General features: G+C 72.1%; 21 protein-coding genes. 11 read left to right on the top strand and 10 right to left on the bottom strand.

From position 1 onward, the window contains the following. Window positions 1-12 precede the first annotated feature (12 nt). Window positions 13-963, top strand: a complete 951-nt coding sequence (locus tag HZZ00_RS08295) for a hypothetical protein (protein ID WP_180331595.1) — start codon at window positions 13-15, stop codon at window positions 961-963. 54 nt (window positions 964-1017) lie between these two features. Here HZZ00_RS08295 and HZZ00_RS08290 read toward each other — a convergent pair whose 3' ends face one another. Further along, complete coding sequence (locus HZZ00_RS08290) at window positions 1018-1446, bottom strand: Rieske (2Fe-2S) protein (RefSeq protein WP_180331594.1); 429 nt, start codon at window positions 1444-1446, stop codon at window positions 1018-1020. A gap of 259 nt (window positions 1447-1705) precedes the next feature. Here HZZ00_RS08290 and HZZ00_RS08285 point away from each other — a divergent pair, with 259 nt between their 5' ends. Both HZZ00_RS08285 and HZZ00_RS08280 read left to right on the top strand, forming a co-directional pair. Next, entirely contained in the window at window positions 1706-2827 is a 1122-nt protein-coding gene (locus tag HZZ00_RS08285; protein ID WP_180331593.1) for a LacI family DNA-binding transcriptional regulator, read from the top strand. After that, window positions 2824-3732 carry a carbohydrate kinase gene (locus HZZ00_RS08280; protein WP_180331592.1) on the top strand — a complete coding sequence of 303 codons (909 nt, stop codon included), beginning with the start codon at window positions 2824-2826 and terminating at the stop codon, window positions 3730-3732. Before HZZ00_RS08285 ends, HZZ00_RS08280 begins: the two co-directional genes overlap by 4 nt. A 159-nt stretch (window positions 3733-3891) precedes the next feature. Here the strand turns inward: HZZ00_RS08280 and uvrA are convergent, their stop codons facing one another. Continuing rightward, on the bottom strand, window positions 3892-6927 hold the full coding sequence (gene uvrA / locus HZZ00_RS08275; protein WP_180331591.1) for an excinuclease ABC subunit UvrA: 3036 nt from the start codon (window positions 6925-6927) through the stop codon (window positions 3892-3894). Between the two features lie 222 nt (window positions 6928-7149). On the opposite strand from uvrA, the gene HZZ00_RS08270 reads away from it, so the two are divergent. Next, the gene (locus tag HZZ00_RS08270) at window positions 7150-7836 is read left to right on the top strand and encodes a maleylpyruvate isomerase family mycothiol-dependent enzyme (protein ID WP_180331590.1); all 687 of its coding nucleotides are present in this window, start codon (window positions 7150-7152) and stop codon (window positions 7834-7836) included. A 60-nt stretch (window positions 7837-7896) separates the two neighbouring features. After that, window positions 7897-8553: an MBL fold metallo-hydrolase gene (locus HZZ00_RS08265; protein WP_180331589.1), complete on the top strand. Its 657-nt coding sequence runs from the start codon at window positions 7897-7899 to the stop codon at window positions 8551-8553. A gap of 99 nt (window positions 8554-8652) precedes the next feature. On the opposite strand, the gene HZZ00_RS08260 is transcribed toward HZZ00_RS08265, so the two are convergent. Then, complete coding sequence (locus HZZ00_RS08260) at window positions 8653-9558, bottom strand: LysR family transcriptional regulator (RefSeq protein ID WP_180331588.1); 906 nt, start codon at window positions 9556-9558, stop codon at window positions 8653-8655. A gap of 80 nt (window positions 9559-9638) precedes the next feature. Between HZZ00_RS08260 and HZZ00_RS08255 the strand changes: the two genes are divergently transcribed. Beyond that, window positions 9639-10601, top strand: coding sequence for a DMT family transporter (locus HZZ00_RS08255; RefSeq protein ID WP_180331587.1), 963 nt, complete (start codon window positions 9639-9641; stop codon window positions 10599-10601). On the opposite strand, the gene HZZ00_RS08250 is transcribed toward HZZ00_RS08255, so the two are convergent. Continuing rightward, complete coding sequence (locus tag HZZ00_RS08250; RefSeq protein WP_180331586.1) at window positions 10591-11520, bottom strand: NADP-dependent oxidoreductase; 930 nt, start codon at window positions 11518-11520, stop codon at window positions 10591-10593. The two genes, HZZ00_RS08255 and HZZ00_RS08250, sit on opposite strands and share 11 nt — an antisense overlap. 90 nt (window positions 11521-11610) lie before the next feature. Between HZZ00_RS08250 and HZZ00_RS08245 the strand changes: the two genes are divergently transcribed. The 4 genes from HZZ00_RS08245 to HZZ00_RS08230 all read left to right on the top strand — a co-directional run bounded on the left by HZZ00_RS08245 (window position 11611) and on the right by HZZ00_RS08230 (window position 14989). Continuing rightward, a complete protein-coding gene (locus tag HZZ00_RS08245; protein WP_180331585.1) occupies window positions 11611-11991 on the top strand; it encodes a helix-turn-helix domain-containing protein in 381 nt (126 codons plus the stop codon). Between the two features lie 456 nt (window positions 11992-12447). After that, window positions 12448-13332: an ABC transporter substrate-binding protein gene (locus HZZ00_RS08240; protein WP_180331584.1), complete on the top strand. Its 885-nt coding sequence runs from the start codon at window positions 12448-12450 to the stop codon at window positions 13330-13332. Beyond that, window positions 13329-14240 carry an amino acid ABC transporter permease gene (locus tag HZZ00_RS08235; RefSeq protein WP_070028481.1) on the top strand — a complete coding sequence of 304 codons (912 nt, stop codon included), beginning with the start codon at window positions 13329-13331 and terminating at the stop codon, window positions 14238-14240. Before HZZ00_RS08240 ends, HZZ00_RS08235 begins: the two co-directional genes overlap by 4 nt. A gap of 20 nt (window positions 14241-14260) precedes the next feature. Then, the gene (locus HZZ00_RS08230) at window positions 14261-14989 is read left to right on the top strand and encodes an amino acid ABC transporter ATP-binding protein (protein WP_219014077.1); all 729 of its coding nucleotides are present in this window, start codon (window positions 14261-14263) and stop codon (window positions 14987-14989) included. Between the two features lie 12 nt (window positions 14990-15001). Here the strand turns inward: HZZ00_RS08230 and aroQ are convergent, their stop codons facing one another. After that, window positions 15002-15463, bottom strand: a complete 462-nt coding sequence (gene aroQ / locus HZZ00_RS08225) for a type II 3-dehydroquinate dehydratase (protein ID WP_180331583.1) — start codon at window positions 15461-15463, stop codon at window positions 15002-15004. Window positions 15464-15637: 174 nt separating this feature from the next. Between aroQ and HZZ00_RS08220 the strand changes: the two genes are divergently transcribed. Beyond that, complete coding sequence (locus HZZ00_RS08220; protein ID WP_257585715.1) at window positions 15638-16942, top strand: MFS transporter; 1305 nt, start codon at window positions 15638-15640, stop codon at window positions 16940-16942. 82 nt (window positions 16943-17024) lie between these two features. Here the strand turns inward: HZZ00_RS08220 and HZZ00_RS08215 are convergent, their stop codons facing one another. The 5 genes from HZZ00_RS08215 to uvrB form a co-directional block, all read right to left on the bottom strand. Continuing rightward, the gene (locus tag HZZ00_RS08215) at window positions 17025-18125 is read right to left on the bottom strand and encodes a calcium:proton antiporter (protein WP_180331582.1); all 1101 of its coding nucleotides are present in this window, start codon (window positions 18123-18125) and stop codon (window positions 17025-17027) included. Window positions 18126-18261: 136 nt separating this feature from the next. After that, a complete protein-coding gene (locus HZZ00_RS08210) occupies window positions 18262-19263 on the bottom strand; it encodes a TerC family protein (protein WP_180331581.1) in 1002 nt (333 codons plus the stop codon). Window positions 19264-19487: 224 nt separating this feature from the next. Continuing rightward, complete coding sequence (locus tag HZZ00_RS08205) at window positions 19488-21332, bottom strand: TerD family protein (protein WP_180331580.1); 1845 nt, start codon at window positions 21330-21332, stop codon at window positions 19488-19490. Between the two features lie 55 nt (window positions 21333-21387). Next, window positions 21388-21966, bottom strand: a complete 579-nt coding sequence (locus HZZ00_RS08200) for a TerD family protein (protein WP_180331579.1) — start codon at window positions 21964-21966, stop codon at window positions 21388-21390. Window positions 21967-22120: 154 nt separating this feature from the next. Beyond that, window positions 22121-24262, bottom strand: coding sequence for an excinuclease ABC subunit UvrB (gene uvrB, locus HZZ00_RS08195; protein WP_180331578.1), 2142 nt, complete (start codon window positions 24260-24262; stop codon window positions 22121-22123). Window positions 24263-24295: the final 33 nt, after the last annotated feature.

Here is a 24295-nt window from a genome sequence, read left to right as displayed (position 1 = left end):
AGGCCCCTCGGCATGCTGCACGCCACACAGCACGCGGACCTTCCCGGCGGGGAACTGGACTCGGCCCTGCGGGGCGGCCCCTTCCACGTGGCGCTGCGGGCCGCGATCGCCGCGCGCGGCCTGCCGCTCCAGCGCGTGCAGCACCATCTCTCGCGCCACGGGGTCAAGGTAGGGGTGACCAGCCTGAGTTACTGGCAGCAGGGCGCCCGCCGCCCGCAGCGCCCGGAGTCGCTGCGCGCGGTACGCGCCCTGGAGGAGATCCTCCAGCTGCCGGACGAGTCCCTGATCCGGCTGCTCGCCGAGCCCGACCGGCATCCGGGGTCCGGCCGCCGGTCGGCCCGCTCGTACCGCTCCCTGGTCGAGGCGTCGGCCGTGCTGGGCCGGCTCCGGGCCGAGCTGGGCCGCCCGGCGGACGGCGGGCTGCACACCCTGGGCCACCACGAGTGCGTCCGGATCGGCGCCCGGCGCGAGCTGGCGGCCCGCGAGGCCCATCACATCGTGCGCGCCCACCGCGACGGCGTCGACGGCTTCCTCGTGGTGCACCAGGGCGACCCGGGCTGCGCGCCGCGCGACATGCGGGTGCGGGCCCTGGAGAACTGCCGCACCGGGCGTGTCCGCTTCGACCAGGAGACCGGCGTGCTGGTGGCCGAGCTGCTCTTCGGCACCCGGCTGCGCGCCGGGGACACGTTCCTCTTCCGGTACGCCGTCGAGGACGGCACGGCCGAGACGGCCCGCGAGTACCTGCGCGGTTTCGACGCGCCCGGCGGTCAGTACGCGCTCCAGGTGCGCTTCGACGCGGCGGCGCTGCCGGTTCGCTGCCACCGTTTCACCCAGCACTCCCCGGCGGCCCCGCGCGGCGGGCGGCACGAACTGCCCGTGACCGCTCCGCACCACTGCGTCCATGTGGTCGAGCCGCGCATCCGGCCGGGCATCGTAGGCATCGCATGGGACTGGCAACGGTGAACGGGAGCGCGGCGCCCGCCGGTCGGCCCGGGACCGGCCGGGTCGCCGCCGGGGTCAGGCCGCCGGGCCCGCGACGATCTTGCCGTCCTTGGTGTTCACCGACAGCTCGGTCAGGGGCACGGTGGCCGGCGACTGGACCACCTTGCCGGTCAGGGCGTCGAACTGGCTGCCGTGGCAGGGGCAGATCAGGGTCGTCCCCTGGAGCTTGTTGATGGCGCAACCGGCGTGCGTGCAGATCGTGCTGTACGCCTTGAGCGCCCCGCTGTCGTCCCTGCTGACCACCACGTTGTGGTCCCGGTAGAGCTTGGCGCCGCCCTTGGCGACCTCGTTCTCGGCGCCCAGGTCCACCGGAGCGGTCGGGGTGGACGCGGAGGCGCCGTTGCCTCCCGGTGCGGAGCACGCTGCCAGGCCGAGCCCGGCGACCGGGACCACGGCGGCCCCTCGAAGGACGGTACGACGGCTCGCGGACGGTCGCGTGGGCATCTCGAACTCCACTGGTCAAGGGGTGTACGGGGCGACGATACCGGGGCAGAAGGGCCGCTCCGGGGGCGGGGTGCGGTGCGTGCGACGGGAGCCGGGGAGGTGTGCGGCAGGGCGAACGGGAGCGCGTAAACGCTTGCGCAAGCGTTTACGCGGGGCCGGTCGATGGGATACCTTCCCGGCCTGAAGACCGCACCCGCCGGGGACCGCCTGGTGGGGGCCGGGCGGGAACGGTCGGCGGACGGGCGGGGAGGGGAACGCGATGCCCACCATGGCGGACGTCGCGCGGAGCGCCGGGGTCTCCGTGGCGACCGTCTCCCACGTGCTCAACGGCACACGCCCGGTGCTGCCGGGCACCCGGCAGGCCGTCCTGGACGCCGTGGACGCCCTCGGGTACACGCCCAACACCCTGGCCCGCTCCCTGGTGACCGCCCGCACCCGGTCCATCGGGCTCGCGGTGTCGGCGATCAGCAACCCGTACTTCACCGAGATCCTCCAGGGCGTCGAGGCCGCCGCCCTGGAGGCCGGGTACGGCCTGCTCCTGGCGGACCCGCACGACGATCCCGCACACGAGCAGAAGGTCGCGCGGCTCCTCCACGAGCGGCGGGTGGACGGCATGATCGTCGCTCCGTCCGCACAGCCGGGCGAGCTGGTCGGCTATCTGCGCCGGCACGCCGTACCGACCGTGTTCCTGGACCGGCTGGTCGACGACGTGGACGCGGCTCCCGGCGCGGGTTCCCCGCACTTCGACCAGGTCTGCGCCGAGAGTGCCGGTCCGACGGCCCGGCTCGTGGCCCATCTCGCCGGGCTGGGACACCGCCGGATCGGCCTGGTCGCGGGCCTGCCGGGGCTCAGCACGACCCGTGAGCGCGTCGCCGGCTACCGGGACGGCCTCGCCGCCGCGGGCCTGGCCGTCGACGACCGCCTCCTGGTGTCCGGCGACTCCGAGTCGGCCGGTGCGGAACGGGCCGCGGCCGCCCTGCTCGCCCTGCCCGATCCGCCCACCGCGCTCGTCACCGCCAACAACGCGATGACGCTCGGCACCCTGCGCGCCCTCGCCGGGCGCGGCCTGTCCGTGCCCGGCGACATCGCCCTGTGCTGCTTCGACGACTTCCCCTGGGCCGACCTGTTCTCGCCCCGGCTCACCGCCGTCGCCCAGCCGAGCAGGGAACTGGGCGCCGAGGCCGTGCGGCTGCTCCTGGAACGCCTCGCCGAGCCGGACCGGCCGCCCCGCACGGTCCGCCTGCCCTGCACGTTCGTGCACCGCGGCTCCTGCGGCTGCCCGGAGGGACCCGAGCTTCCCGAAGCGGCGTCGCGCACCGCGTCGTCCGCCCTGCCCGAACCGCTGCCCGAGTCCCCGTCCGAGAAGGGAACCTCCTCGTGATCGTCGTCGCCGGTGAGGCACTGATCGACCTGGTACCGCAGGGCCCCGGCGCCCTGGCGGCCCTGAAGCCGGCGCCCGGCGGCGGCCCCTACAACACCGCGGTCGCCCTCGGCCGGCTCGGCTCGCCCACCGCCTTCTGCTCCCGGACGTCCTGCGACGCCTTCGGCGAGGCGCTGCTCGACGGGCTGCGGCGGTCGGGCGTCGAGGTGTCCGGCGTGCAGCGCGGGCCGGAGCCGACGACCCTCGCGGTGGCCACGATCGACGACGGCGGCTCGGCCGCGTACTCCTTCTACGTCGACGGCACCGCCGACCGTCTCTTCACCGCTCCCCCCTCGCTCCCGGCGGGCACGCGGGCGGTGTCCTTCGGCACTCTTTCGCTCGTCCTGGAACCGGGGGCGAGCGCCTATGAGGAGCTGCTGCGGCGGGCGGCCGGGCAGGGTCTCTTCACCGCGCTCGACCCGAACATCCGGACGGGACTGATCCCGGACGCGGACGCCTACCGGGCGCGCTTCGCGAGCTGGCTGCCGTCGGTGGCGCTGCTGAAGGTGTCCGAGGAGGACGCGGCGTGGCTGGGCGGCACGCCGCGCGAGTGGCTGGCCGAGGGGCCGTCGGCGGTGGTGGTGACCCGGGGCGGCGACGGTCTGACCGTGTTCACCGAGGGCGGCGAGTACTCCGTGCCCGGCGAGAAGGTGGACGTCGTGGACACCATCGGTGCCGGGGACACGGTGAACGCCGCCCTGCTGCACGGTCTGGCCGCCCAGGACGCGCTGTCGCCGGGGGCGCTGGCCGCCCTCGGCGGGGAGGGCTGGACCCGGCTGCTGCGCTTCGCGGCGCGCGCGGCGGCGGTCACCTGCTCGCGGGCGGGCGCGGAGCCGCCGTACGCGGCCGAGCTGGGTGATCTGTGAACCGTCTGGTTCCTCTCTGCTCTTGTCGAGGAGCGGCCGCCGGCCGGTGCGACGGACGAGGGAACGAGCGGCGCCCCGCGGGGAGTTCCCGCGGGGCGCCGTTTTCCTGATTCGGTGTCAGGTCTCGTCCCGGTCGAGCCGCCGGGGTCTGATCCGGCGTCAGTCCTTGCGGGCGCGCGTCGTCTTCTTCGCCGGTGTCGCCTTCTTCGCGGCCGTCTTCTTGGTGGTCGCGGCGGCCTTCTTGGTCGCCGTGCTGTCGGCCTTGACCGTCACCGTCTTCTTCGCCGCCGACTTGGCCGCGGCCGTCTTCCGGGTGGCGCGCGGCGCCTTGACGGGTTCCGCGTCGCTGATGCGCTCGGCGCCGAGGATCTCGCGCAGGAACTTGCCGGTGTGGCTGGCCGGGACCGCGGCGACCTCCTCGGGCGTGCCCTCGGCGACCACCAGGCCACCGCCGGCGCCGCCCTCCGGGCCCATGTCCACGAGCCAGTCGGCGGTCTTGATCACGTCGAGGTTGTGCTCGATGACGATGACCGTGTTGCCCTTGTCGACCAGGCCGCCGAGGACGGTCAGCAGCTTGCTGATGTCCTCGAAGTGCAGACCGGTGGTCGGCTCGTCCAGGACGTAGACCGTGCGTCCGGTGGAGCGCTTCTGGAGCTCGCTGGCGAGCTTGACGCGCTGGGCCTCGCCACCGGAGAGGGTGGTGGCGGACTGGCCGAGGCGGACGTAGCCGAGGCCGACGTCGTTCAGCGTCTTCAGGTGGCGGGAGATCGCCGGGACCGCCTCGAAGAAGTGCATGGCCTCCTCGATCGGCATGTTCAGCACCTCGGCGATGGACTTGCCCTTGTAGTGGACCTCCAGGGTCTCCCGGTTGTACCGGGCGCCGTGGCAGACCTCGCACGGGACGTAGACGTCCGGGAGGAAGTTCATCTCGATCTTGATGGTGCCGTCGCCGGCGCAGTTCTCGCAGCGGCCGCCCTTGACGTTGAAGGAGAAGCGGCCCGGCTGGTAGCCGCGGACCTTCGCCTCGGTGGTCTCGGCGAACAGCCTGCGGATGTGGTCGAAGACGCCGGTGTAGGTCGCCGGGTTGGACCGCGGGGTGCGGCCGATGGGCGACTGGTCGACGTGCACGACCTTGTCCACCAGGTCGTCGCCCGCGACGCGGGTGTGGCGGCCGGGGACGGTCCGGGCGCCGTTCAGCTCGCGCGCCAGGTGGGTGTAGAGGATGTCGTTGACCAGGGTGGACTTGCCGGATCCCGACACGCCCGTGACCGCCGTGAAGACACCGAGGGGGAAGGACACGTCGATGTCCCGGAGGTTGTTCTCGCGGGCGCCGTGCACGGTGAGCTGGCGGGAGGGGTCGCGCGGGCGCCGGACGTCCGGGAGCGGGATCGCCTTGCGGCCGGAGAGGTAGGCGCCGGTCTCCGACTCGGTGTTGGCGAGCAGTTCCTTCAGCGAACCGCTGTGCACCACCTTGCCGCCGTGCTCACCGGCGCCGGGGCCGATGTCCACCACCCAGTCGGCGACCTTGATGGTGTCCTCGTCGTGCTCCACCACGATGAGCGTGTTGCCCATGTCGCGCAGCCGCACCAGGGTCTCGATCAGCCGGTGGTTGTCGCGCTGGTGCAGACCGATGGAGGGCTCGTCCAGCACGTACAGCACGCCGACCAGGCCGGAGCCGATCTGGGTGGCCAGGCGGATGCGCTGGGCCTCGCCGCCGGAGAGGGTGCCGGCGGCGCGGTTGAGCGAGAGGTAGTCCAGGCCGACGTCGACCAGGAAGCGCAGCCGCTCGTTGACCTCCTTGAGCACCCGCTCGGCGATCTTCTTGTCCCGCGCGCTCAGCCTCAGCTGGCCCAGGAACTCCGCGCAGTCGCTGATCGACATGGCGGAGACCTCGGCGATCGACTTCTCCATGATGGTCACGGCGAGCACGATCGGCTTGAGGCGGGTGCCCTGGCAGGAGGGGCAGGGCACCTCGCGCATATAGCCCTCGAAGCGCTCCCGGCTGGCGTCGCTCTCGGCCTCGCTGTGCCGGCGCTTGACGAAGGGCACCGCGCCCTCGAACGGCGTGGTGTACACGCGCTCGCGGCCGTACCGGTTGCGGTAGCGCACCTCGATCTGGGTCTTGTGGCCGTACAGCAGGGCCTTCCTCGCGCGCTGCGGCAGGCCCGCGAAGGGGATGTCCGTGCGGAAGCCGAGCGCGTCCGCGAGGGCGCCGATCAGGCGGCCGAAGTAGTCCTTGGTGTGTCCGTGCGACCAGGGGTGGATGGCGCCTTCGTCCAGGGACTTGTCGGGGTCCGGGACGATCAGCTCGGGGTCGACCTCCATGCGGGTGCCGATGCCGGTGCACTCGGGGCAGGCGCCGAAGGGCGAGTTGAAGGAGAAGGAGCGCGGCTCCAGCTCCTCGAAGGACAGGTCGTCGTACGGGCAGTACAGGTGCTCCGAGTACATGCGCTCGCGCTCGGGGTCGTCCTCGGGGAGGTCCACGAAGTCGAGCACGACCATGCCGCCGGACAGGCCGAGGGCGGTCTCCACGGAGTCGGTGAGGCGGCGCTTGGCGGAGTCCTTCACCGTGAGGCGGTCCACGACCACCTCGATGGTGTGCTTCTCCTGCTTCTTCAGCGCCGGCGGCTCGGACAGCTGGACGGTCGTGCCGTCCACGCGCGCGCGGGAGTAGCCCTTCGTCTGGAGGTCGGCGAAGAGGTCCACGAACTCGCCCTTGCGCTCGCGCACCAGCGGCGACAGCACCTGGAAGCGGCTCCCCTCCGGCAGCTCCAGCACCTTGTCCACGATGGCCTGCGGCGACTGGCGCGAGATCGGGCGGCCGCACTCGGGGCAGTGCGGCTTGCCGATGCGCGCGAAGAGCAGCCGGAGGTAGTCGTAGACCTCGGTGATGGTGCCGACGGTCGAGCGGGGGTTGCGCGAGGTCGACTTCTGGTCGATGGAGACCGCCGGGGACAGGCCCTCGATGAAGTCGACGTCCGGCTTGTCCATCTGGCCGAGGAACTGCCGTGCGTACGAGGAGAGGGATTCCACGTAGCGCCGCTGGCCCTCGGCGAAGATCGTGTCGAAGGCCAGGGAGGACTTGCCCGACCCGGACAGGCCCGTGAAGACGATGAGCGAGTCGCGAGGCAGGTCGAGCGAGACATTCTTCAGGTTGTGCTCGCGCGCGCCACGGACGATGAGACGGTCGGCCACGCCGGTCCGCACCTTTCTTGGGAGAAGTGACAGGGGCGGGCCCCCGTCTTCTCCAGACTAGGGGGAGCCACTGACAACGCCGGTCGGATTGCCCGGTTGCATAACAATCCCCGGCCTTCCAGCATGCCCGACGCCGCCCTCGACGATATAGCACGTGCATTCGATTTGCGGACGAGCTTCACGAGCTTCACCCGAACGTGTGGCACCGCTAGGGTCGGGCCCATGATTGATCACGCTCATGACCTGGCATGTGTACGTGACGCGACCGACCGGCTGCTGCGCGCGGTCGCCCGACTGGACAACGCCTCGCTCGCCGAGCCGTCACGGCTTCCCGGCTGGACCCGCGGACACGTCCTCGCCCACCTCGCCCGCAACGCGGACGCGCTCGTGAACGCCCTGGAGGGCCGTCCCATGTACGCGAGCGCCGCGGGGCGGGACGCCGACATCGAGGAGGGCGCGACGCGTCCCCTGGACGTCCAGCTCGCCGACCTGCGGGAAAGCGCGGAGCGGTTCCGGGCGGCGGGGGACGCGCCCGCGGACTGGACGCGCACGGTGGAGCTGCGCAACGGGGTCACCGACGCCGCGGCCCGGCTGCCGTTCCGGCGGTGGGGCGAGGTGGAGCTGCACCACGTGGACCTCGGGGTCGGGTACGAGCTGGCGGACGTCCCCGCCGAGTTCCTGGAGCGGGAGACCGGCTTCCTCGCCCAGCGGTTCTCGGGGAACCCGGACGTCCCCGCCACCCGGATCACGGACGGCACGCACACCTGGGACACCGGCAGGGCCGCGGACGAGCCCGAGGTGACCGTCTCGGGCCCGGCGGCGGAGCTGGTCGGCTGGCTCGCCGGACGGCGCGACGGCTCGGGTCTGACCGCGGAGGGCGGCGCGCTGCCGAAGCTGCCGCCGCTGTAGGACCCGTCCCGCGCGACATGGACGGCCCGCCGGGCGCCGCCCCGCTATAGGCTGATCGACATGACGTACACGGGAGAGGTCAGGGTCGGCGGACCGGCTGACGTTCACGAGCTCAAGGACCTGATGATCACCAAGATCGCGGTCGGCCCGATGGACAACAACGCCTATCTGCTGCGCTGCCGGGCCACCGACGAGCAGCTCCTGATCGACGCCGCGAACGAGGCGCACACGCTCCTGGGCATGATCGGTGACGACGGCATCGCGTCCGTCGTCACCACGCACCGGCACGGCGACCACTGGCAGGCGCTCGCCGAGGTCGTCGCCGCGACCGGCGCGCGCACCCACGCCGGCCGCGAGGACGCGCCCGGCATCCCCGTCCCCACCGATGTGCTCGTGGACGACGGGGACGTGATCCGGGTGGGCCGGGTGGAACTCACCGCGCGCCACCTCGTGGGGCACACGCCGGGTTCCATCGCCCTGGTCTACGACGACCCGCACGGCCACCCGCACGTCTTCACCGGCGACTGCCTCTTCCCCGGCGGCGTCGGCAACACGTTCAAGGACCCGGAGGCGTTCGCCAGCCTGATCCACGACGTGCAGACGAAGATCTTCGACATCCTGCCGGACGAGACCTGGGTCTACCCCGGGCACGGCAACGACACCACGCTCGGCGACGAGCGGCCGCACCTCGCGGAGTGGCGCGCGCGAGGCTGGTGACGTCCGGCGGCGGCACCGAACCGCTTTCGAGAGGGCCCGCGGCCGGAGCCGGGGGCCCTTGCCGGCGAGAGGCGGGCGTGCGCACCGGTGGCGGGTGGTTCAGTGGTCCCGGACCTGGATCCGTGCGGCGGCGCGGTGCAACTCGGCGAGGACCGTCCGGACGGCCCTTCGGGCGGTGCGTTCGGGCCGGTGCAGGACGTCGATGTGACGTCGGGCATGTACTCCGCCGAGCGGTCTGAGGACGACGTCGGGGTGCGGCCGGGCGGTCCACCGGGGCATCAGCGCGAGGCCGCCGCCGGCGGCGACGACCTCGGCGGCCACGGCGAAGTCGTTGATGCGATGGACGATCTCGGGTCGGCGGTTGGCGACGCTCGCGATGGCCTCGATGGTGGACATCAGCGGGAAGCCGTCGTGCACCGTGATCCACGGCTGGTCCGCCACGTCCCGCGGCGTCAGCAGCGCCTTGGACGCCAGCGGGTGGCCGGCCGGCAGGGCGACGTCGAGGGGCTCGCGCAGCAACGTCGTGGAGGTCACGCCGCGCGGCCACGGCGGACCGTGGTCGAGGCGGTGGGCGATGACGAGGTCGTAGTGGCGGGTGAGGGCCGGGAAGCGGTCCTGGGCGACGTCCTCGTCCCCGAGCGCCAGGCGTGGCAGGCCGGGGCCGGCGAGGCCCCGCAGCAGGACCGGGAAGAACGCGGACGCCGCGCTGTGGAACGCGGCCACCGACACCTCGCCGTCGGGCTGCCCGGCGAAGTCAGCGATCGTGTTCCGGGCCTGGGCCAGGGCGGTCTCGACCTTGACGGCCGCCGCGGCCAGGGCCTGCCCGGCGTCGGTCAGGACCACGCGGCGTCCGGCGCGTTCGGTGAGCGGGACGGGACTCGAACGCTGCAGCAGCCGCAACTGCTGCGAGATCGCGGAAGGCGTCACGTGCAACGCCTCGGCGACCGCGCTGACGCTGCCCAGGTCTCCCAGTTCGCGCAGGATGCGCAGCTGCCGTTCGTCCACGCCGACAGTGTAGGGCGGCTACACCTTTGCTTTAGAAGTTCGTTCTGGCCTTCAATGTGGTGCTCGGGCAGCGTGTGGGTATGCACATCGCCCGCCGCACGGATGCGGTACTCCTCCTGGTCGCGCTGGTCTGGGGCTCCAGCTACCTCGCGGCCAAGACCGCCACCGGCGCGCTCCCGGTCCTGACGGTCCTGTTCGCCCGTTATGCGATCTCCGCGCTCGGGTGCGGGGCCCTGGCCGCGTTCCGCCGCCGAAGGCACCGCTGGACCCGTGCGGAGATCCGCTCCGGCTCGCTGCTCGGAGTGACCCAGGCGGCCGTGCTCGTGCTGGAGACCTACGGGGTGGCGCACACCAGTGCCGCGAACGCCGGGCTGATCATCAGCCTGACCATCGTGCTGACCCCGCTGCTGGACCGCACCGGAAACCGCCGGCTGCCGTGGACGTTCTTCGTCGCCGCCGGAGTCTGCGCGGTGGCCGTCGGCCTGCTCGCCTCCGGCACCGGGCTGCACGCCCCACGGCTCGGAGACGTGCTGGTGCTCGCCGCCGCGGTCGTCCGGGCCGGGCATCTCGCCCTCGTCGGACGGCTCACCGCGGGCCGCCCCATGGACCCGCTGCACCTGACGACCGCCCAGACCGTCGTCGGCTCGGCGCTGTTCCTGCCGCCCGCCGTCACCGGCCTGCCCGGCCTGGCGCACAGCGGTGCCACCACCTGGGCGCAGCTGATCCATCTCGCCCTGTTCTGCAGCGTGTTCGCCTTCCTCGCCCAGACCTGGGCCGTGCAAGGGACCTCCGCCAGCCGGGCCAGCCTGCTGCTGGGCACCGAACCGGTCTGGGCCGCCGCCATCGGGATCGGCGTCGGCGGCGAACGGCTCACCCTCTGGGCCGCTCTGGGCGCCGTGCTCATGGTCGCCGGAACCTACTGGGGCCAGGCCATCGAACGCACCCATCGCACCGGCACGGCGAGAACCGGGAAAGCGGCAGGCGCGGCAGGCGCCGCGCTGGTCCCCGCTCGTGCGCGGCCCGCCGACGGGATCAGACAGTGAGGACGAGCTTGCCCTGGAGGTGACCGGCGTCGAGCCGCCGGTGTGCGTCGGCGACGCGCTCGAACGGGAACGTCTCCTGCACATGGACCCGGAGCCGGCCTTGTTCGACGAGATCGACGAGACCCCGCAGGGCCACCGGATCGGGGTCGACCGCGATGCCGCTGAAGCGCATGCCGGCCGCCTCGTACCTGGCGGCGAGCGCGGCGTCCTCCTCGGCGACCGCCGTCACCAGGTGACCGCCCGGGCGGAGCACGTGGAGCGACCGTTCGACCGTGTCGCCGCCGACCGTGTCGAGCACGACGTCGATGTCGCGGACCGCCTCGGCGAAGTCGACCGCGGTGTGGTCGATGACCTCGTCGGCGCCCAACTCCTCGACGAACTCGCGCTTCCGCCCGCCGGCGGTCGCGGTCACGTGCGCGCCCAGCGCCTTCGCGATCTGGATCGCCACATGGCCGACCCCGCCGCCACCGCCGTGCACCAGGACGCGATCGCCCTCGGTCACACCGCCGAGGTCGACGAGGCCCTGCCACGCCGTCAGCCCGACGACCGGCAGCGCCGACGCCTCGACGTGCGAGAGCGATGCCGGCTTGCGTGCCAGGTGCAGGGCCGGCGCCGACACGACCTCGGCGTACGCCCTCGCCGCCCGCGGGAACAGCGGCATTCCGAACACCTCGTCACCCGGCCTCCACCGCCCCGTCGCCGGTGCCTCCTCGACCACACCGCTGATGTCCCAGCCCAGAACGAACGACGGCCGGCCGAGCAGCGGGAACTCGCCGGCGCGCAGGCGCGCCTCCAGCGGGTTCAGCCCGATCGCCTTGACGCGGACGAGGACCTCGGTCGGGAGGGGGCGGGGTTCGGGCGCGTCCACGATGGTGAGGACCTCGGGACCGCCGAGCGTGTACTGGGTGATGACGCGCATGACTCTCCTCGTTTGTGGCGCAGGGGGAGAAGCCAGGCTATGGATCCGCTGGGAACCAGCAGGTAACTCCGGCGCGGGTACCTTGGGCGCATGAGCGGTTTCCGTCCCGGTGATTCCTTTCTCGCCGACTGCCCCGCGCGTCTGGCGGTCGATCTGATCGCCGACAAGTGGACGGTGGTCGTGCTCTACGGCCTCAGCAAGGGCCCGGTGCGCCATGGCGAACTGATCGAGCTGATCGGCGGCATCTCCCGCAAGATGCTCACCCAGACGCTCCGGCGGCTCGCGGCGCACGGACTCGTCCGCCGCCACGTCCACGCCGAGGCGCCGCGCCGCGTCGAGTACGAGCTGACCCCGCTCGGTGAGACGCTGATCGCTCCGATCCACACGCTGACCGAGTGGGCGAGGGAGAACGGCGAGGCGGTGCTCGACGCGCTCGACGTCGCCCCCGAGCCGGTCGCCCACGGCGACTGACCGGCTGGGTCCAGGACGGTGCCGGTACCGGCGGGGCGTCCTCGCCGGTCCGTGCGGTGTCCGGCCCGGCGCTTGCCGGGGCGGCCTCCCCCGCCCTGGCATACCGAGGGAGCGCGACGACACGGTGCGTACCGCACGCCCGGCGTACGACCGGCACACACGCTCGGCGTGAATGCCGTTGCGCGCGCCCCGTGTGAACGTTTCGCGCGCGCCCGGCGCACGCGCGCGCTCCCCCGGGGCGGTCCCGCGCGGTCAACTGGTGGCAGCCGCACAGGATGACGGCTCCTGAGCGGAAGGGCCGCCGGTCTTCCCATCCCGCCCTCGGCCGGCGGCCCGGGCCAGGGCGCCCACGGGCCCCGTGGTCCCCGTTCACACGGCGGCAACACCCGCTCCCACCATGCGGACACACGTGGTCGTGACCTCGACAAAAGCCGGGTTCACTGCCACTCTCCCGCCATGCATCTCGCCCCTCGCACAGTGCGCCGCGCGGCAGCGGCCGTCACCCTCGCCCTGCTCACCACCGCCGTCGGCTGTGCCCCGCAGCCCGAGGTGCAGCCGTCGGCCGCCAGGACCGGGTCGGCCGGCGCCGTCTGCGCCAAGGGCAAGGCGGCCACCAGGACGCCCGGGAAGCTGACCATCGCGACGGACCAACCCGCCTACGAGCCCTGGTTCCAGAACGACGATCCCGCGAACGGCAAGGGCTTCGAATCGGCGGTCGCGTACGCCGTGGCGAAGCGACTCGGGTACGGCAAGGACGCGGTGGTCTGGCAGCGGGTGCCCTTCAACAAGGCGTTCGCGCCCGGCGCGAAGACCTTCGACTTCGACATCAACCAGGTCTCCGTCAGCGCCGAGCGCAAGAAGGCCGTCGACTTCTCCTCCGGTTACTACGACGTGCGCCAGGCCGTCATCGCGCTCAAGGGCGGCAGGGCCGCCGAGGCGACCGGCATCGCGGACCTGCGCGGCCTGCGCCTGGGCGCCCAGGTGGGCAGCACGAGCCTCGACTACATCACCGACGTGGTGAAGCCCGACCGGCAGCCCGCCGTCTACGCCAAGAACGACCAGGCCAAGTCGGCGCTGCGCAACGGCCAGGTCGACGCCGTCGTCACCGACCTGCCGACCGCGTTCTACATCACGTCGGCCGAGGTGACGAACGCGAAGATCGTCGGCCAGTTCGAGAACCGGGGCCGCGCTCCCGAGCAGTTCGGGCTGGTGCTCGACAAGGGCAGCGCGCTGACCCCCTGCGTGAGCCGTGCCGTCGACGCGCTGCGCGAGGACGGCACGCTGGCGCGGCTCGACCAGCGGTGGCTGTCCGACGCCGTCGGCGCCCCGGTGCTCAAGTGACCGTCACCAAGGGCGAGTCGGTCCCGGAGGGAGCGGACGGCGCCGCGGCCGTGCCCGGCGACGGCTACGTACCCTCCGAGCGGCGCCTGGAGCGCGAGCGCCACAAGCGGGCGCGGGCCCGTCGCGCGACGGCCGTGGCCGCGCTGTCGACCCTCGTCACGGCCGCCGTGCTCTACCTGGTCGTGGTCCACGCGCCGGGCTGGCCGCGCACCAAGGAGACGTTCTTCAGCGCCGGTTACGCGCGCGAGGCGCTGCCCAAGGTGCTCGAAGGGCTGTGGCTGAACGTCCGGCTGCTGGTGGTCTGCGGCGTCGCCGTGCTGGTCCTCGGCATGCTGATCGCGATCGCGCGCACCCTGCGCGGCCCGGTGTTCTTCCCGCTGCGGGTGCTGGCCGCGGCGTATACCGACTTCTTCCGCGGACTGCCGCTGATCATCAACCTGATGATCGTTGTCCTCGGCGTGCCCGCGCTGCGGCTTCAGGGGGTGACGGTCGACCCGGTGCTGCTCGGGGGCACGGCGCTGACGCTGACGTACTCCGCGTACGTCGCGGAGGTGTTCCGGGCCGGCATCGAGTCGGTCCACCCCTCGCAGCGCGCGGCGGCACGCTCGCTGGGCCTGACCAACCGCCAGGCGCTGCGGTACGTCGTGCTGCCCCAGGCGGTGCGCCGGCAGGTGCCGCCGCTGCTCAACGACCTGGTGTCGTTGCAGAAGGACACCGGCCTGGTGTCGATCGGCGGTGCGGTGGACGCCGTACGGGCGGCCGACATCATCGTGGGCCGCAGTCTGAACTACACGCCGTACATCGTGGCGGGACTGGTGTTCGTGGCGCTGACCATTCCGATGACGCGCTTCACGGACTGGGTGACCGCCCGGCTGGACCGGCGGCGGGACCAGGGAGGAACCCTGTGAGCGACGCGCCCGTGCTGCGCATGGAGTCGGTGCGCAAGACGTTCGGCGGTTCGGTGGTACTGCGGGACGTCGACCTGGAGGTGGCCCCGCACACGGTGACCGCGCTGATCGGCGCCTCCGGGTCCGGCAAGTCCACGCTGCTGCGGTGCGCCAACCTCCTGGAGGAGATCGACGACGGCGCGATCTGGCTGGACGGCGAGGAGATCACCGATCCCCGCACCGACCAGGACGCGGTCCGGCGCCGGATCGGTGTGGTCTTCCAGGCGTACAACCTCTTTCCGCACATGAGCGTGCTGGACAACATCACGCTCGCCCCGCGCCGGGTGCACGGCGTCTCCCGCGCGGCGGCCGAGGAGCGGGCCAGGGAACTGCTGGAGCGTCTGGGGCTCGCCGGCAAGGCGGACGCCTACCCGGACCGGCTCAGCGGCGGCCAGCAGCAGCGGGTGGCGATCGTCAGGGCGCTCGCCGTGCGGCCCCGGCTGTTGCTGCTGGACGAGATCACGGCCGCCCTCGACCCCGAACTGGTGGGCGAGGTGCTGGAGGTGGTCCGGGGCCTGAAGGACGAGGGCATGACCATGGTGCTGGCCACCCACGAGATGGGCTTCGCGCGCGATGTCGCGGACCAGGTCTGCTTCCTGGACGGCGGGGTGGTGCTGGAGCGCGGCACCGCCGAGCAGGTGTTCGGGGAGCCGCGCCAGGAGCGCACCCGGCGCTTTCTGCGGCGGATCGTCGAGGCGGGCCGCCTGTAGGCGGCGCGCGGGCTACGCGGTGGCCAGCAGCGCCGCGACGCGCTCGACGCCGAACGCGTAGCCCTGCACGCCGCACCCGGCGATCACGCCGTCCGCGCGCAGGGAGACGTACGAGTGGTGCCGGAAGGTCTCGCGCTGGTGGATGTTGGAGATGTGCACCTCGATGACGGGCATCCCGTCGCAGGTGTTGAGCGCGTCCAGGATCGCGACCGAGGTGTGGGAGTAGGCGCCGGGGTTGATGACGATCCCGCAGTGGTCCAGGCGTGCCTCGTGGATCCAGTCGACCAGTTCGCCCTCGTGGTTGGACTGCCTCAGATCGACCGAACCGCCGTGCGCGGCCGCCGCCTTGGCGCACAGCGCCTCGACGTCCGCGAGGGTCTCCCTGCCGTAGATCTCGGGCTGGCGCTGGCCGAGCAGGTTCAGGTTGGGCCCGTTGAGGATCATGATCGGGGCGTTGGCCAGGGTGCGGGGCACGGTTCCTCCGGTCGTTCGAGGCGGTACGACGGCGACCGCCGCTCGCCCCCGGTCTATCACGGCCCCGGCGCGCACCCCGGCCCTGTGCCCCCTCGCCCCGGGCGCGCGCTGCGGTCACTCGGTCACCCCCACACGCCCCCGTAACCCGTGATCACGGTGGGTAGTTGACGCACCATGCACGATGTACGTCCTGTCACCTCCGCCTCCCTGCCCCGCCTCGCCGCCGCCTCCCTCGCCGGGGCCGCGGTCGAGTTCTACGACTTCTTCGCCTACGGGACCGCGGCGGCGCTGGTCCTGGGGCGGCTGTTCTTCCCGTCCTTCTCGCCGCTCGCCGGGACGCTCGCGGCGTTCGCCACCTTCGGTGTGGGCTTCGTGGCCAGACCGCTGGGCTCGGTGCTGTTCGGGCACCTGGGCGACCGGCGCGGCCGACGGCCGGTGCTCGTCGCCTCGCTGCTGCTCACCGGCGGTTCCACGGTCGCGGTGGGCTGCGTGCCCTCGTACGCGTCGATCGGCGTGGCCGCGCCCGTGCTGCTGCTCCTGCTGCGGTTCCTGCAGGGGCTGGGGCTCGGCGGCGAGTTGGGGGCCGTGCTGCTGACCGTGGAGCACGCGCCGGCCGAGCGGCGCACCCTGTGGGCGAGCCTTCCGCAGGCGGGCCCGGCGATCGGCTTTCTGCTCGCCAACGGCGTCATGGTGGCGCTGTCGGCCGGGCTGTCGGACGCGCAGTTCGCGCAGTGGGGCTGGCGGGTGCCGTTCTGGGTGGCCGCCGTGCCCGCGCTGGCGGGGCTGTGGCTGCGCTCGTCGCTGGCCGAGAGCCCCCGGTTCCTGGAGATCGACGACCCCGTGCGCATGCCGCTCGTGGAGGTCGTACGGCGCCATGGGCGGCTGGTGCTGCTGGCGGCCGGGGCGATGGCCGTCGGGTACGCGGTGTTCTACACGGTGACGACCTGGTCGCTGTCGTACGCCACGGAGCGGCTCGGAGTGAGCCGCACGGTCATGCTGACCTGTGTCATGGCCGCGGTCGTCGTGCAGGCCCCCCTCGTTCCGGCGGCGGCGCTGCTCGGCGACCGCTGCGGACGCCGGCCGATGTGCCTGACCGGGTGCGCGCTCTGCGCGCTGTGGATGCTGCCCATGGTGGCGCTGCTGGCGACCGGCGAGCCGCTGCTGATGTTCTTCGGCATCCTGGGCGCGCTGCTCGCCTTCGTCACCGTGTTCGCGGTGATCTCCGCCTATCTGCCAGAGCTGTTCGAGGCACGGGTGCGCTGCACGGGCGCCTCGGTGGGCTACAACCTGGGCGGGATCATCGGCGGCGCGCTCACCCCGGTCGTGGCCACCGCGCTGGCCCAGGGCAGCGGGCGCGTCCCCTGGGGCGTGGGCGTGTATCTGACCGCCATGGCCCTGTTCAGCCTGGGGTGTTTCGCGCTGCTGCCGGAGACCCGCCCCTCGCGCGTGCCCGCGGTGGAGCCGGCCACCACGGGCTGAGCCGGGGCGCGTGCGGCGTCGCCGGGCCGGGTCTGCCCGCCGTCGCGGCCGAGGGCGTCCCGGACCGGCCGGAGCCGTGCCCCTAAGGATTGATCGCCAGTTCCAGATAGGCCGCGAAGAGCACGAGGTGGACGCCGCCCTGCAAGGGGGTGGCCCGCCCCGGTACGACGGTGAGGGAGGCGACCACCACCGTCAGCGCGAGCAGCAGCATGTGGACGGGTTCGAGGCCGAGGATGAGCGGTCCCGGCAGCCACAGCGAGGCGAGCGCCACCGCCGGTATGGTCAGGCCGATGCTGGCCATCGACGATCCCAGCGCGAGGTTCATGCTGGTCTGCACACGGTCGCGGCGGGCGGCGCGCAGTGCGGCGATCGTCTCGGGGAGCAGCACGAGCAGGGCGATGATCACGCCGACGACGGCCTGACGCAGGCCCACCGCCGCCACCCCCGCCTCGATCGCGGGCGACACGCCCTTGGCCAGGCCGACGACGCCGATCAGCGCCAGGCCGAGCAGGCCGAGGCTGATCAGGGCGGTGCGTCTGGACGGGGGGCTCGCGTGGTCCTCGGTGCTGATGACCTCGCCCTGCCGGGTGATGGGCAGGAAGTAGTCCCGGTGGCGCACCGTCTGGGTGGTCACGAACAGGCCGTAGAGGATCAGCGAGGACAGCGCGGCGAACGTCAGTTGCAGGGAGGAGAACTGAGGTCCGGGCTTGCTGGTGGTGAAGGTGGGCAGCACCAGGCTCAGCGTGGCCAGGGTCGCCACCGTCGCCAGGGCGGCGCCGGTGCCCTCGGGATTGAAGACCGCCGTGCCGTGCCGCAGCGAGCCGACGAGCAGGCAGATGCCGACGATGCCGTTGCAGGTGATCATCACCGCGGCGAAGACGGTGTCCCGGGCCAGGGTGGAACTCTTGTCGCCGCCGTCGGCCATCAGTGTGACGATGAGGGCCACTTCGATGACGGTGACGGCGATGGCCAGCACCAGGGAGCCGAAGGGTTCGCCGATCCGGTGGGCGACCACCTCCGCGTGGTGCACCGCCGCGAGGACGGCCCCGGCGAGCACGACCGTCACCAGGGCGATGACCGGGGCGGGCATGGCCCGGTGCCACGTGAGGACCAGCAGGACGATCGCGATCACCGGCACGGGGATGGTCCATCGCCGGGCGAGTGATCTCAGCCAACTGATCATGTCGCGATCGTCGCAGACGGCTACATGATTCGCATTCCGTTCCTTCTGGATGCTTCCGTACCTTTCCCTGCGGGGCCCGGCGTCGTTTCGGCCGGCCCCCGCGTGTTCGTTCCGGATCTCGTGCGCGGCGCCGCGGTCAGGCGTCCACGGCCTCCTTCCGCTCGCCCTCGGCGTCCGCGCCGGCCGCCGCGGCGGTCTGCTTCCGGGAGGCCATGAGGCTGGTGAACGTGGTGACGGCCAGGACGGCGCAGATCACCCCGAGCGACACCGGGATGCTGATCTGGGGAACCGGGACACCCGACTCGTGCAGCGCGTGGAGCACCAGCTTCACGCCGATGAAGCCGAGGATGACCGACAGGCCGTAGGAGAGGTGGACCAGCTTCTTCAGCAGGCCGCCGAGGAGGAAGTACAGCTGGCGCAGGCCCATCAACGCGAAGGCGTTGGCGGTGAAGACGATGTACGGGTCCTGGGTCAGGCCGAAGATCGCGGGGATCGAGTCCAGGGCGAACAGGACGTCCGTGGTGCCGATGGCGAGCATCACGACCAGCATCGGGGTCATGATCCGCTTGCCGTTCCGCCGGACCCACAGCTTGGTGCCGTGGTAGCGGTCGGCCACGCCGAACCTGCGCTCCGCGGCCTTCAGCAGCCTGTTCTCCTCGAACTCCTCCTCGTCCGCGTCGTCGGCGCGGGCCTCCTGGACGAGCTTCCAGGCGGTCCACATCAGGAAGGCGCCGAAGAGGAAGAACACCCAGGAGAAGCTGGTGACGATGGCGGCTCCGGCCGCGATGAACACGGCGCGCAGCACCAGGGCTATGAGGACGCCGATGAGCAGCACGCGCCGCTGGTACAGGGCGGGCACCGCGAACTTCGTCATGATCAGGACGAAGACGAAGAGGTTGTCGACGCTGAGCGACTTCTCGGTGATATAGCCCGCGAAGAACTCGCCGGCCGGGCGCCCGCCGCCGAAGACGAGGAGGCCGGCACCGAAGAGTGCGGCCAGGACGATCCAGACGACGGTCCAGACCCCGGCTTCTTTGATCGACACCTCATGGGGCTTTCGCCCGACGAGGAAGTCGATTCCGATCAGGGCGGCCAGACCCAGGACGGTCAGGACCCACAGGGTCGTGGAGACTTCCACGGCAACCTCCGGCATGTCGAGATGGCAAGCACATATGCGTTGTCACTGCCGGAGGTCTCTTCCACCCGCGCGGGGCCGGCGCCCCGGGACCGGAAACGGTCCGTACTGACGGGTGCGCCGCAGTCAGGGAGTACTCCCCTCCGTACGGAAGACAGTACCCCAATCACCAAGCAATGGTAAAGAGAAAGGCAAAGGAGAGTTCAAAATACCTGATCATGATGGCTTTACTTTTTCTTGGTCCGAGCGGTGGCCACCTCGCCGAGCACGCGGCCGAGGATCCGGCTGCCCGCCGGGAGCAGCGCGGGCTCGTAGGTCCGGGCATGGCCCACCCAGGGATCGGCGCCGTGGTCGTCGGGAACCGGGGTGAGCCGCGTGAGCGAGCGCCACAGCGGGTTCAGCACGGGGCCGTGGCAGGCGGCGTCCGCGCGGTCGGCGACCAACAGGAGGTGGACGCCGACGGCCGGGCCCTCGTCCGCCAGATAGCGCAGCCGGGCGAGGGAACGGTCGTCGAAACCGTGCGGGAAGTCGTTGACGATCAGCAGCTGCCGCGCCAGGTCCACGTCGTCCGGCAGCGACTCGGCGGCGCCGCCCCGCACCGCCATCTGCACCAGGTCCACCCGCCGGGTGAGCCGCTCCAGCATCGCGGTGACGCCCGCCGCCCCGCGCGCGGGCGGCTCCGCCGGCAGTCCGGCACCGGTCAGCGGCAGCAGCGCGCGGGCGCCCGCGCCTGCCGGGTCGATGACCCGCACGGCGAACTCCCCCGCCGGGTGCACGGCGAGCAGCCGGGCCGCGAGCGCCACCGCCGCCTCCATGGCGGCCTGCCGCGTCGAGGCCGGGTCCGCGCCGAGCGCGCCGGGCCTGCCCATCGTTCCGCTGTCGATCCACAGGCCCTGCTCCAGCGGCAGTCTGACCAGCATGGGGATGCGCAGCGGCAGGCTCTCGGGCAGGTGCAGGTCGCCGAGCCGCAGGGCCATCGGCGGTTCGGCGGGCACTCGGTAGCCGTGCCAGACGGGATGGTCCCAGCGGGCGCAGGCGGGCGGGAGCGCGGGTTCGACCACCTGGGACTCGGCGGTGAGCTGGGCGAGCTCACGATCGAGGGCGGCACGCGCCTGGGCGGCCAGCTGGTCCCGGCGGGCGCGGGCGGCCTCCCGGGCGGCCTCTCCCGTGCCACCGAGGCGGGTGCGCGGGTCGGCGAGGACCTGGTCGAGTTCCTTCTCCAGGCGTGCGTCGGCGAAGTCGACGGCGCCGCGGTAGGCGGCCGTGGCCCGTGCCAGGTCCTCGAACATGCCCTGGACCTGGTTGTACAGCCGCTCCTCCGGCGACCATCCGACGGCGTCGCCCGCGACCGGCCCGGCGGGCGTCCCGTCGTGGGCCGGGCCGACGGCGGCCGGTTCCCGCGGCGTCGTGTGCCGTGGGCGGGCGGGATGGGTGTAGTCGATCGGGCGGCCGGGGCGGGTGTCGAGCGAGCCGCCGGGTGCGTCCCCCAGGGCCTCGCCCTCCGGGGAGGGCCGCAGGCGTTCGTGGGCGGCCGCCGTCTCCTGGGCGATGGCGGCGAGGGCGGCCGCCTCGCGCAGGCCCTGGTCCGCGAAGAGGGCCACAAGCCCGTCGGCGTACCCCTGGCCCCTCGCGCGTATCTTCCAGGCACCCCGTCTGCGGTACAGCTCAAGGGCGACCACGGCCGTCTCCGTGTCCAGCCCGGTGAGGGTGTAGGAGGCGAGTGCGGTGCCGTCGGGGCCGTGCACCACGGTGTGCGGTGCGGCGGCGGCGCCGAAGGTGTCCGGACCCGCGGTCGCGGTGGGCAGCGCGAGGAAGACGTCGACCCGGTGCACGGCCTCGGGCACGGCGGACAGGTCGACGGCCAGACGGTGTCCGTCGGCGGCCCGCCGGGAGACCTGGATGCCGGGGGGCGCGGGCGCGCCGGGGTGGGCGACCCACTGGGAGCCGTGCACCGTGCCGTGCTCGTCGCCCAGGGTGGCCCCGGCCAGGACCGGCGTCCCGGCCGAGATCTGGATCTCCAGCCGGAGGTGGGCCAGCGGGTGGTTCTGTCCCCGCACCAGCTCGGCCGTCATCCCCGTCGCCCCCCGTGTCGTGCTGTCGTCCGTGCCCCGCCCCGGCGTACCGGGGTTACAGGTGCGGCAGGATCGCCGGCATCAGGTCCTGGAAGGTGCGCCCGTTGGCGGAGGTGCCGAGGGCGGTCATCGTCCACCCCGAGCCGGCCCGGTGCACCTTGGCCATGATCTGGGCGGTGTACTCGCCGCCTCCGGCGAGCGTGTAGCGGGCGAGTTCCTGGCCGTTGCTCTCGTCCACCAGACGGCAGAAAGCGTTCTGCACCTCCTGGAAGGTCTGGCCGGTGAAGGAGTTCACGGTGAAGACGATCTGGTCGATGTGGACCGGGACGCGCTCCAGGTCCACGAGGATCGCCTCGTCGTCGCCGCCCTGGCCGGCGCCGCCCACCAGGTTGTCGCCGGTGTGGCGCACCGAGCCGTCGTCGCTCACCAGGTGCCGGAAGAAGACGACGTCGACCGGCTGCTTCTCGGCGAAGAGCACCGCCGAGGCGTCCAGGTCGATCTCCTTGGTGCGCGAGCCGAACAGGCCGCGCCGCTTCGCCGCCTGCCAGCCCAGGCCCATGCGGACCGCGGAGAGGGTGCCCCCGTCGTTCTTCTCCAGGCTGATGGCCTGACCCTTGCTCAAGTTGACGGACACGGCTGAATCCCCTCTCGAAGGTCCCCTGTTGGCCGCCGTACCGCGCGGCTGATCAAAACCCTACGCAGGGGCGCCGAGGGCGCCGAGCCCCGGCCCGCGCTTTGTGTCGGTGTTGCAACACTGCGCGTACGCCGGGGTCCGGCGGCAGCCCGGGTCAGGCGAGGCCCGCCTCCCGCATCTGCCGCAGCTCCTTCTTCATCTCGGAGACCTCGTCGCGCAGCCGGGCCGCGATCTCGAACTGGAGCTCCGCGGCGGCGGCGCGCATCCGCTCGGTCATCTCCTCGATCTGCTCGGCCAGCTCGGCCGCCGGACGGTCGGTGGGCACCGTGGCCGCGGCCTTGCCCTTCGCGCCCTTGGCCGCCTTGCCCTTGCCGGGCTTGTCCGCCGTCGGAACGGGCGTCTTGGCGCCCTTGCCGTCCTTCGACTTGCGGTAGCCGCTGCCGAGGAGCTGCTCGGTGTCGACCTCCTCGCGGGCGATCTGCGCGACGATGTCGTTGATCTTCTTGCGCAGCGGCTGCGGGTCGATGCCCTTGGCCTTGTTGTAGGCGATCTGCTTCTCCCGGCGGCGGTTGGTCTCCTCGATGGCCTTCTCCATCGCCGGGGTGATCTTGTCAGCGTACATATGGACCTGGCCGGAGACGTTGCGCGCCGCGCGGCCGATGGTCTGGATCAGCGAGGTGCCGGAGCGCAGGAAGCCCTCCTTGTCCGCGTCGAGAATGGCCACCAGGGACACCTCGGGCAGGTCGAGGCCCTCACGCAGCAGGTTGATGCCGACCAGCACGTCGTATTCGCCGGAGCGCAGTTCGCGCAGCAGCTCCACCCGGCGCAGGGTGTCGACGTCGCTGTGCAGGTAGCGCACCTGGATGCCGAGTTCCAGGAAGTAGTCGGTGAGGTCCTCGGCCATCTTCTTGGTGAGCGTGGTGACCAGGACGCGCTCGTCCTTCTCGGTGCGCTTGCGGATCTCGTGCACCAGGTCGTCGATCTGGCCCTCGGTGGGCTTGACCACGACCTCCGGGTCGACCAGGCCGGTCGGGCGGATGATCTGCTCCACCACGCCGTCGGAGCGCGACAGCTCGTAGGCGCCCGGGGTGGCCGACAGATAGACGGTCTGCCCGATGCGCTCCTGGAACTCCTCCCACTTCAGGGGCCGGTTGTCCAGGGCGGAGGGCAGACGGAAGCCGTGCTCGACGAGGGTGCGCTTGCGGGAGGCGTCGCCCTCGTACATCGCGCCGATCTGCGGAACGGTGACGTGCGACTCGTCGATGACGAGCAGGAAGTCGTCCGGGAAGTAGTCGAGCAGGGTGTTGGGCGGGGAGCCGGGCGAGCGGCCGTCGAAGTGCATCGAGTAGTTCTCCACGCCGGAGCAGGTGCCGATCTGGCGGAGCATCTCGATGTCGTAGGTGGTGCGCATGCGCAGCCGCTGGGCCTCCAGCAGCTTGCCCTGCTTCTCCAGCTCGGCCAGGCGCTCGCCCAGCTCCTTCTCGATGTCGTTGACGGCCCGCTCCATGCGTTCGGGGCCGGCGACGTAGTGGGAGGCGGGAAAGACGTACAGCTGCTGGTCGTCGCTGATGATCTCGCCGGTGAGCGGGTGCAGCGTGGACAGCGCCTCGATCTCGTCACCGAACATCTCGATGCGGACGGCCAGCTCCTCGTAGACCGGGAAGATCTCGATGGTGTCGCCGCGTACGCGGAAGGTGCCGCGGGTGAAGGCCAGGTCGTTGCGCGTGTACTGGATGTCGACGAAGCGGCGCAGCAGCTCGTCCCGGTCGATCTCGTCGCCGACGCGGAGGGGGACCATCCGGTCCACGTACTCCTGGGGAGTGCCGAGGCCGTAGATGCAGGACACCGAGGCCACCACGACGACGTCACGGCGGGTGAGCAGCGAGTTCGTCGCCGAGTGGCGCAGCCGCTCGACCTCCTCGTTGATCGAGGAGTCCTTCTCGATGTAGGTGTCCGACTGCGGGACGTACGCCTCGGGCTGGTAGTAGTCGTAGTACGAGACGAAGTATTCGACCGCGTTGTTCGGCAGGAGCTCGCGGAACTCGTTGGCCAGCTGCGCGGCCAGGGTCTTGTTCGGCGCCATCACCAGGGTGGGGCGCTGGAGCTTCTCGATCATCCACGCGGTGGTGGCGGACTTGCCGGTGCCGGTCGCGCCCAGCAGGACGACGTCCTTCTCACCGGCCTTGATGCGCTTGGCCAGGTCGGCGATGGCCGCCGGCTGGTCGCCGCTGGGCTGGTAGGGGCTGACGACCTCGATGGGCGCCACCGTGCGTTCGATGTGGGAAACGGGCCGCATGTCATCAACCGTACGACCCCGCACTGACAACGG

It is taken from the genome of Streptomyces sp. NEAU-sy36, assembly GCF_013423905.1.
Lineage (GTDB): Bacteria > Actinomycetota > Actinomycetes > Streptomycetales > Streptomycetaceae > Streptomyces > Streptomyces misionensis.
Note: the sequence above shows the minus strand (reverse complement) of the source record. Positions and strands in the feature narration are given on the sequence as shown.

Coding starts and splice junctions, on each gene's coding strand:
- HZZ00_RS08295 (WP_180331595.1), top strand. CDS start 13: ATGCTGCACGCCACACAGCACGCGGACCTTCCCGGCGGGGAACTGGAC.
- HZZ00_RS08290 (WP_180331594.1), bottom strand. CDS start 1,446: ATGCCCACGCGACCGTCCGCGAGCCGTCGTACCGTCCTTCGAGGGGCC.
- HZZ00_RS08285 (WP_180331593.1), top strand. CDS start 1,706: ATGCCCACCATGGCGGACGTCGCGCGGAGCGCCGGGGTCTCCGTGGCG.
- HZZ00_RS08270 (WP_180331590.1), top strand. CDS start 7,150: ATGATTGATCACGCTCATGACCTGGCATGTGTACGTGACGCGACCGAC.
- HZZ00_RS08265 (WP_180331589.1), top strand. CDS start 7,897: ATGACGTACACGGGAGAGGTCAGGGTCGGCGGACCGGCTGACGTTCAC.
- HZZ00_RS08255 (WP_180331587.1), top strand. CDS start 9,639: ATGCACATCGCCCGCCGCACGGATGCGGTACTCCTCCTGGTCGCGCTG.
- HZZ00_RS08250 (WP_180331586.1), bottom strand. CDS start 11,520: ATGCGCGTCATCACCCAGTACACGCTCGGCGGTCCCGAGGTCCTCACC.
- HZZ00_RS08245 (WP_180331585.1), top strand. CDS start 11,611: ATGAGCGGTTTCCGTCCCGGTGATTCCTTTCTCGCCGACTGCCCCGCG.
- HZZ00_RS08240 (WP_180331584.1), top strand. CDS start 12,448: ATGCATCTCGCCCCTCGCACAGTGCGCCGCGCGGCAGCGGCCGTCACC.
- HZZ00_RS08230 (WP_219014077.1), top strand. CDS start 14,261: ATGGAGTCGGTGCGCAAGACGTTCGGCGGTTCGGTGGTACTGCGGGAC.
- HZZ00_RS08220 (WP_257585715.1), top strand. CDS start 15,638: ATGCACGATGTACGTCCTGTCACCTCCGCCTCCCTGCCCCGCCTCGCC.
- HZZ00_RS08215 (WP_180331582.1), bottom strand. CDS start 18,125: ATGATCAGTTGGCTGAGATCACTCGCCCGGCGATGGACCATCCCCGTG.
- HZZ00_RS08205 (WP_180331580.1), bottom strand. CDS start 21,332: ATGACGGCCGAGCTGGTGCGGGGACAGAACCACCCGCTGGCCCACCTC.
- uvrB (WP_180331578.1), bottom strand. CDS start 24,262: ATGCGGCCCGTTTCCCACATCGAACGCACGGTGGCGCCCATCGAGGTC.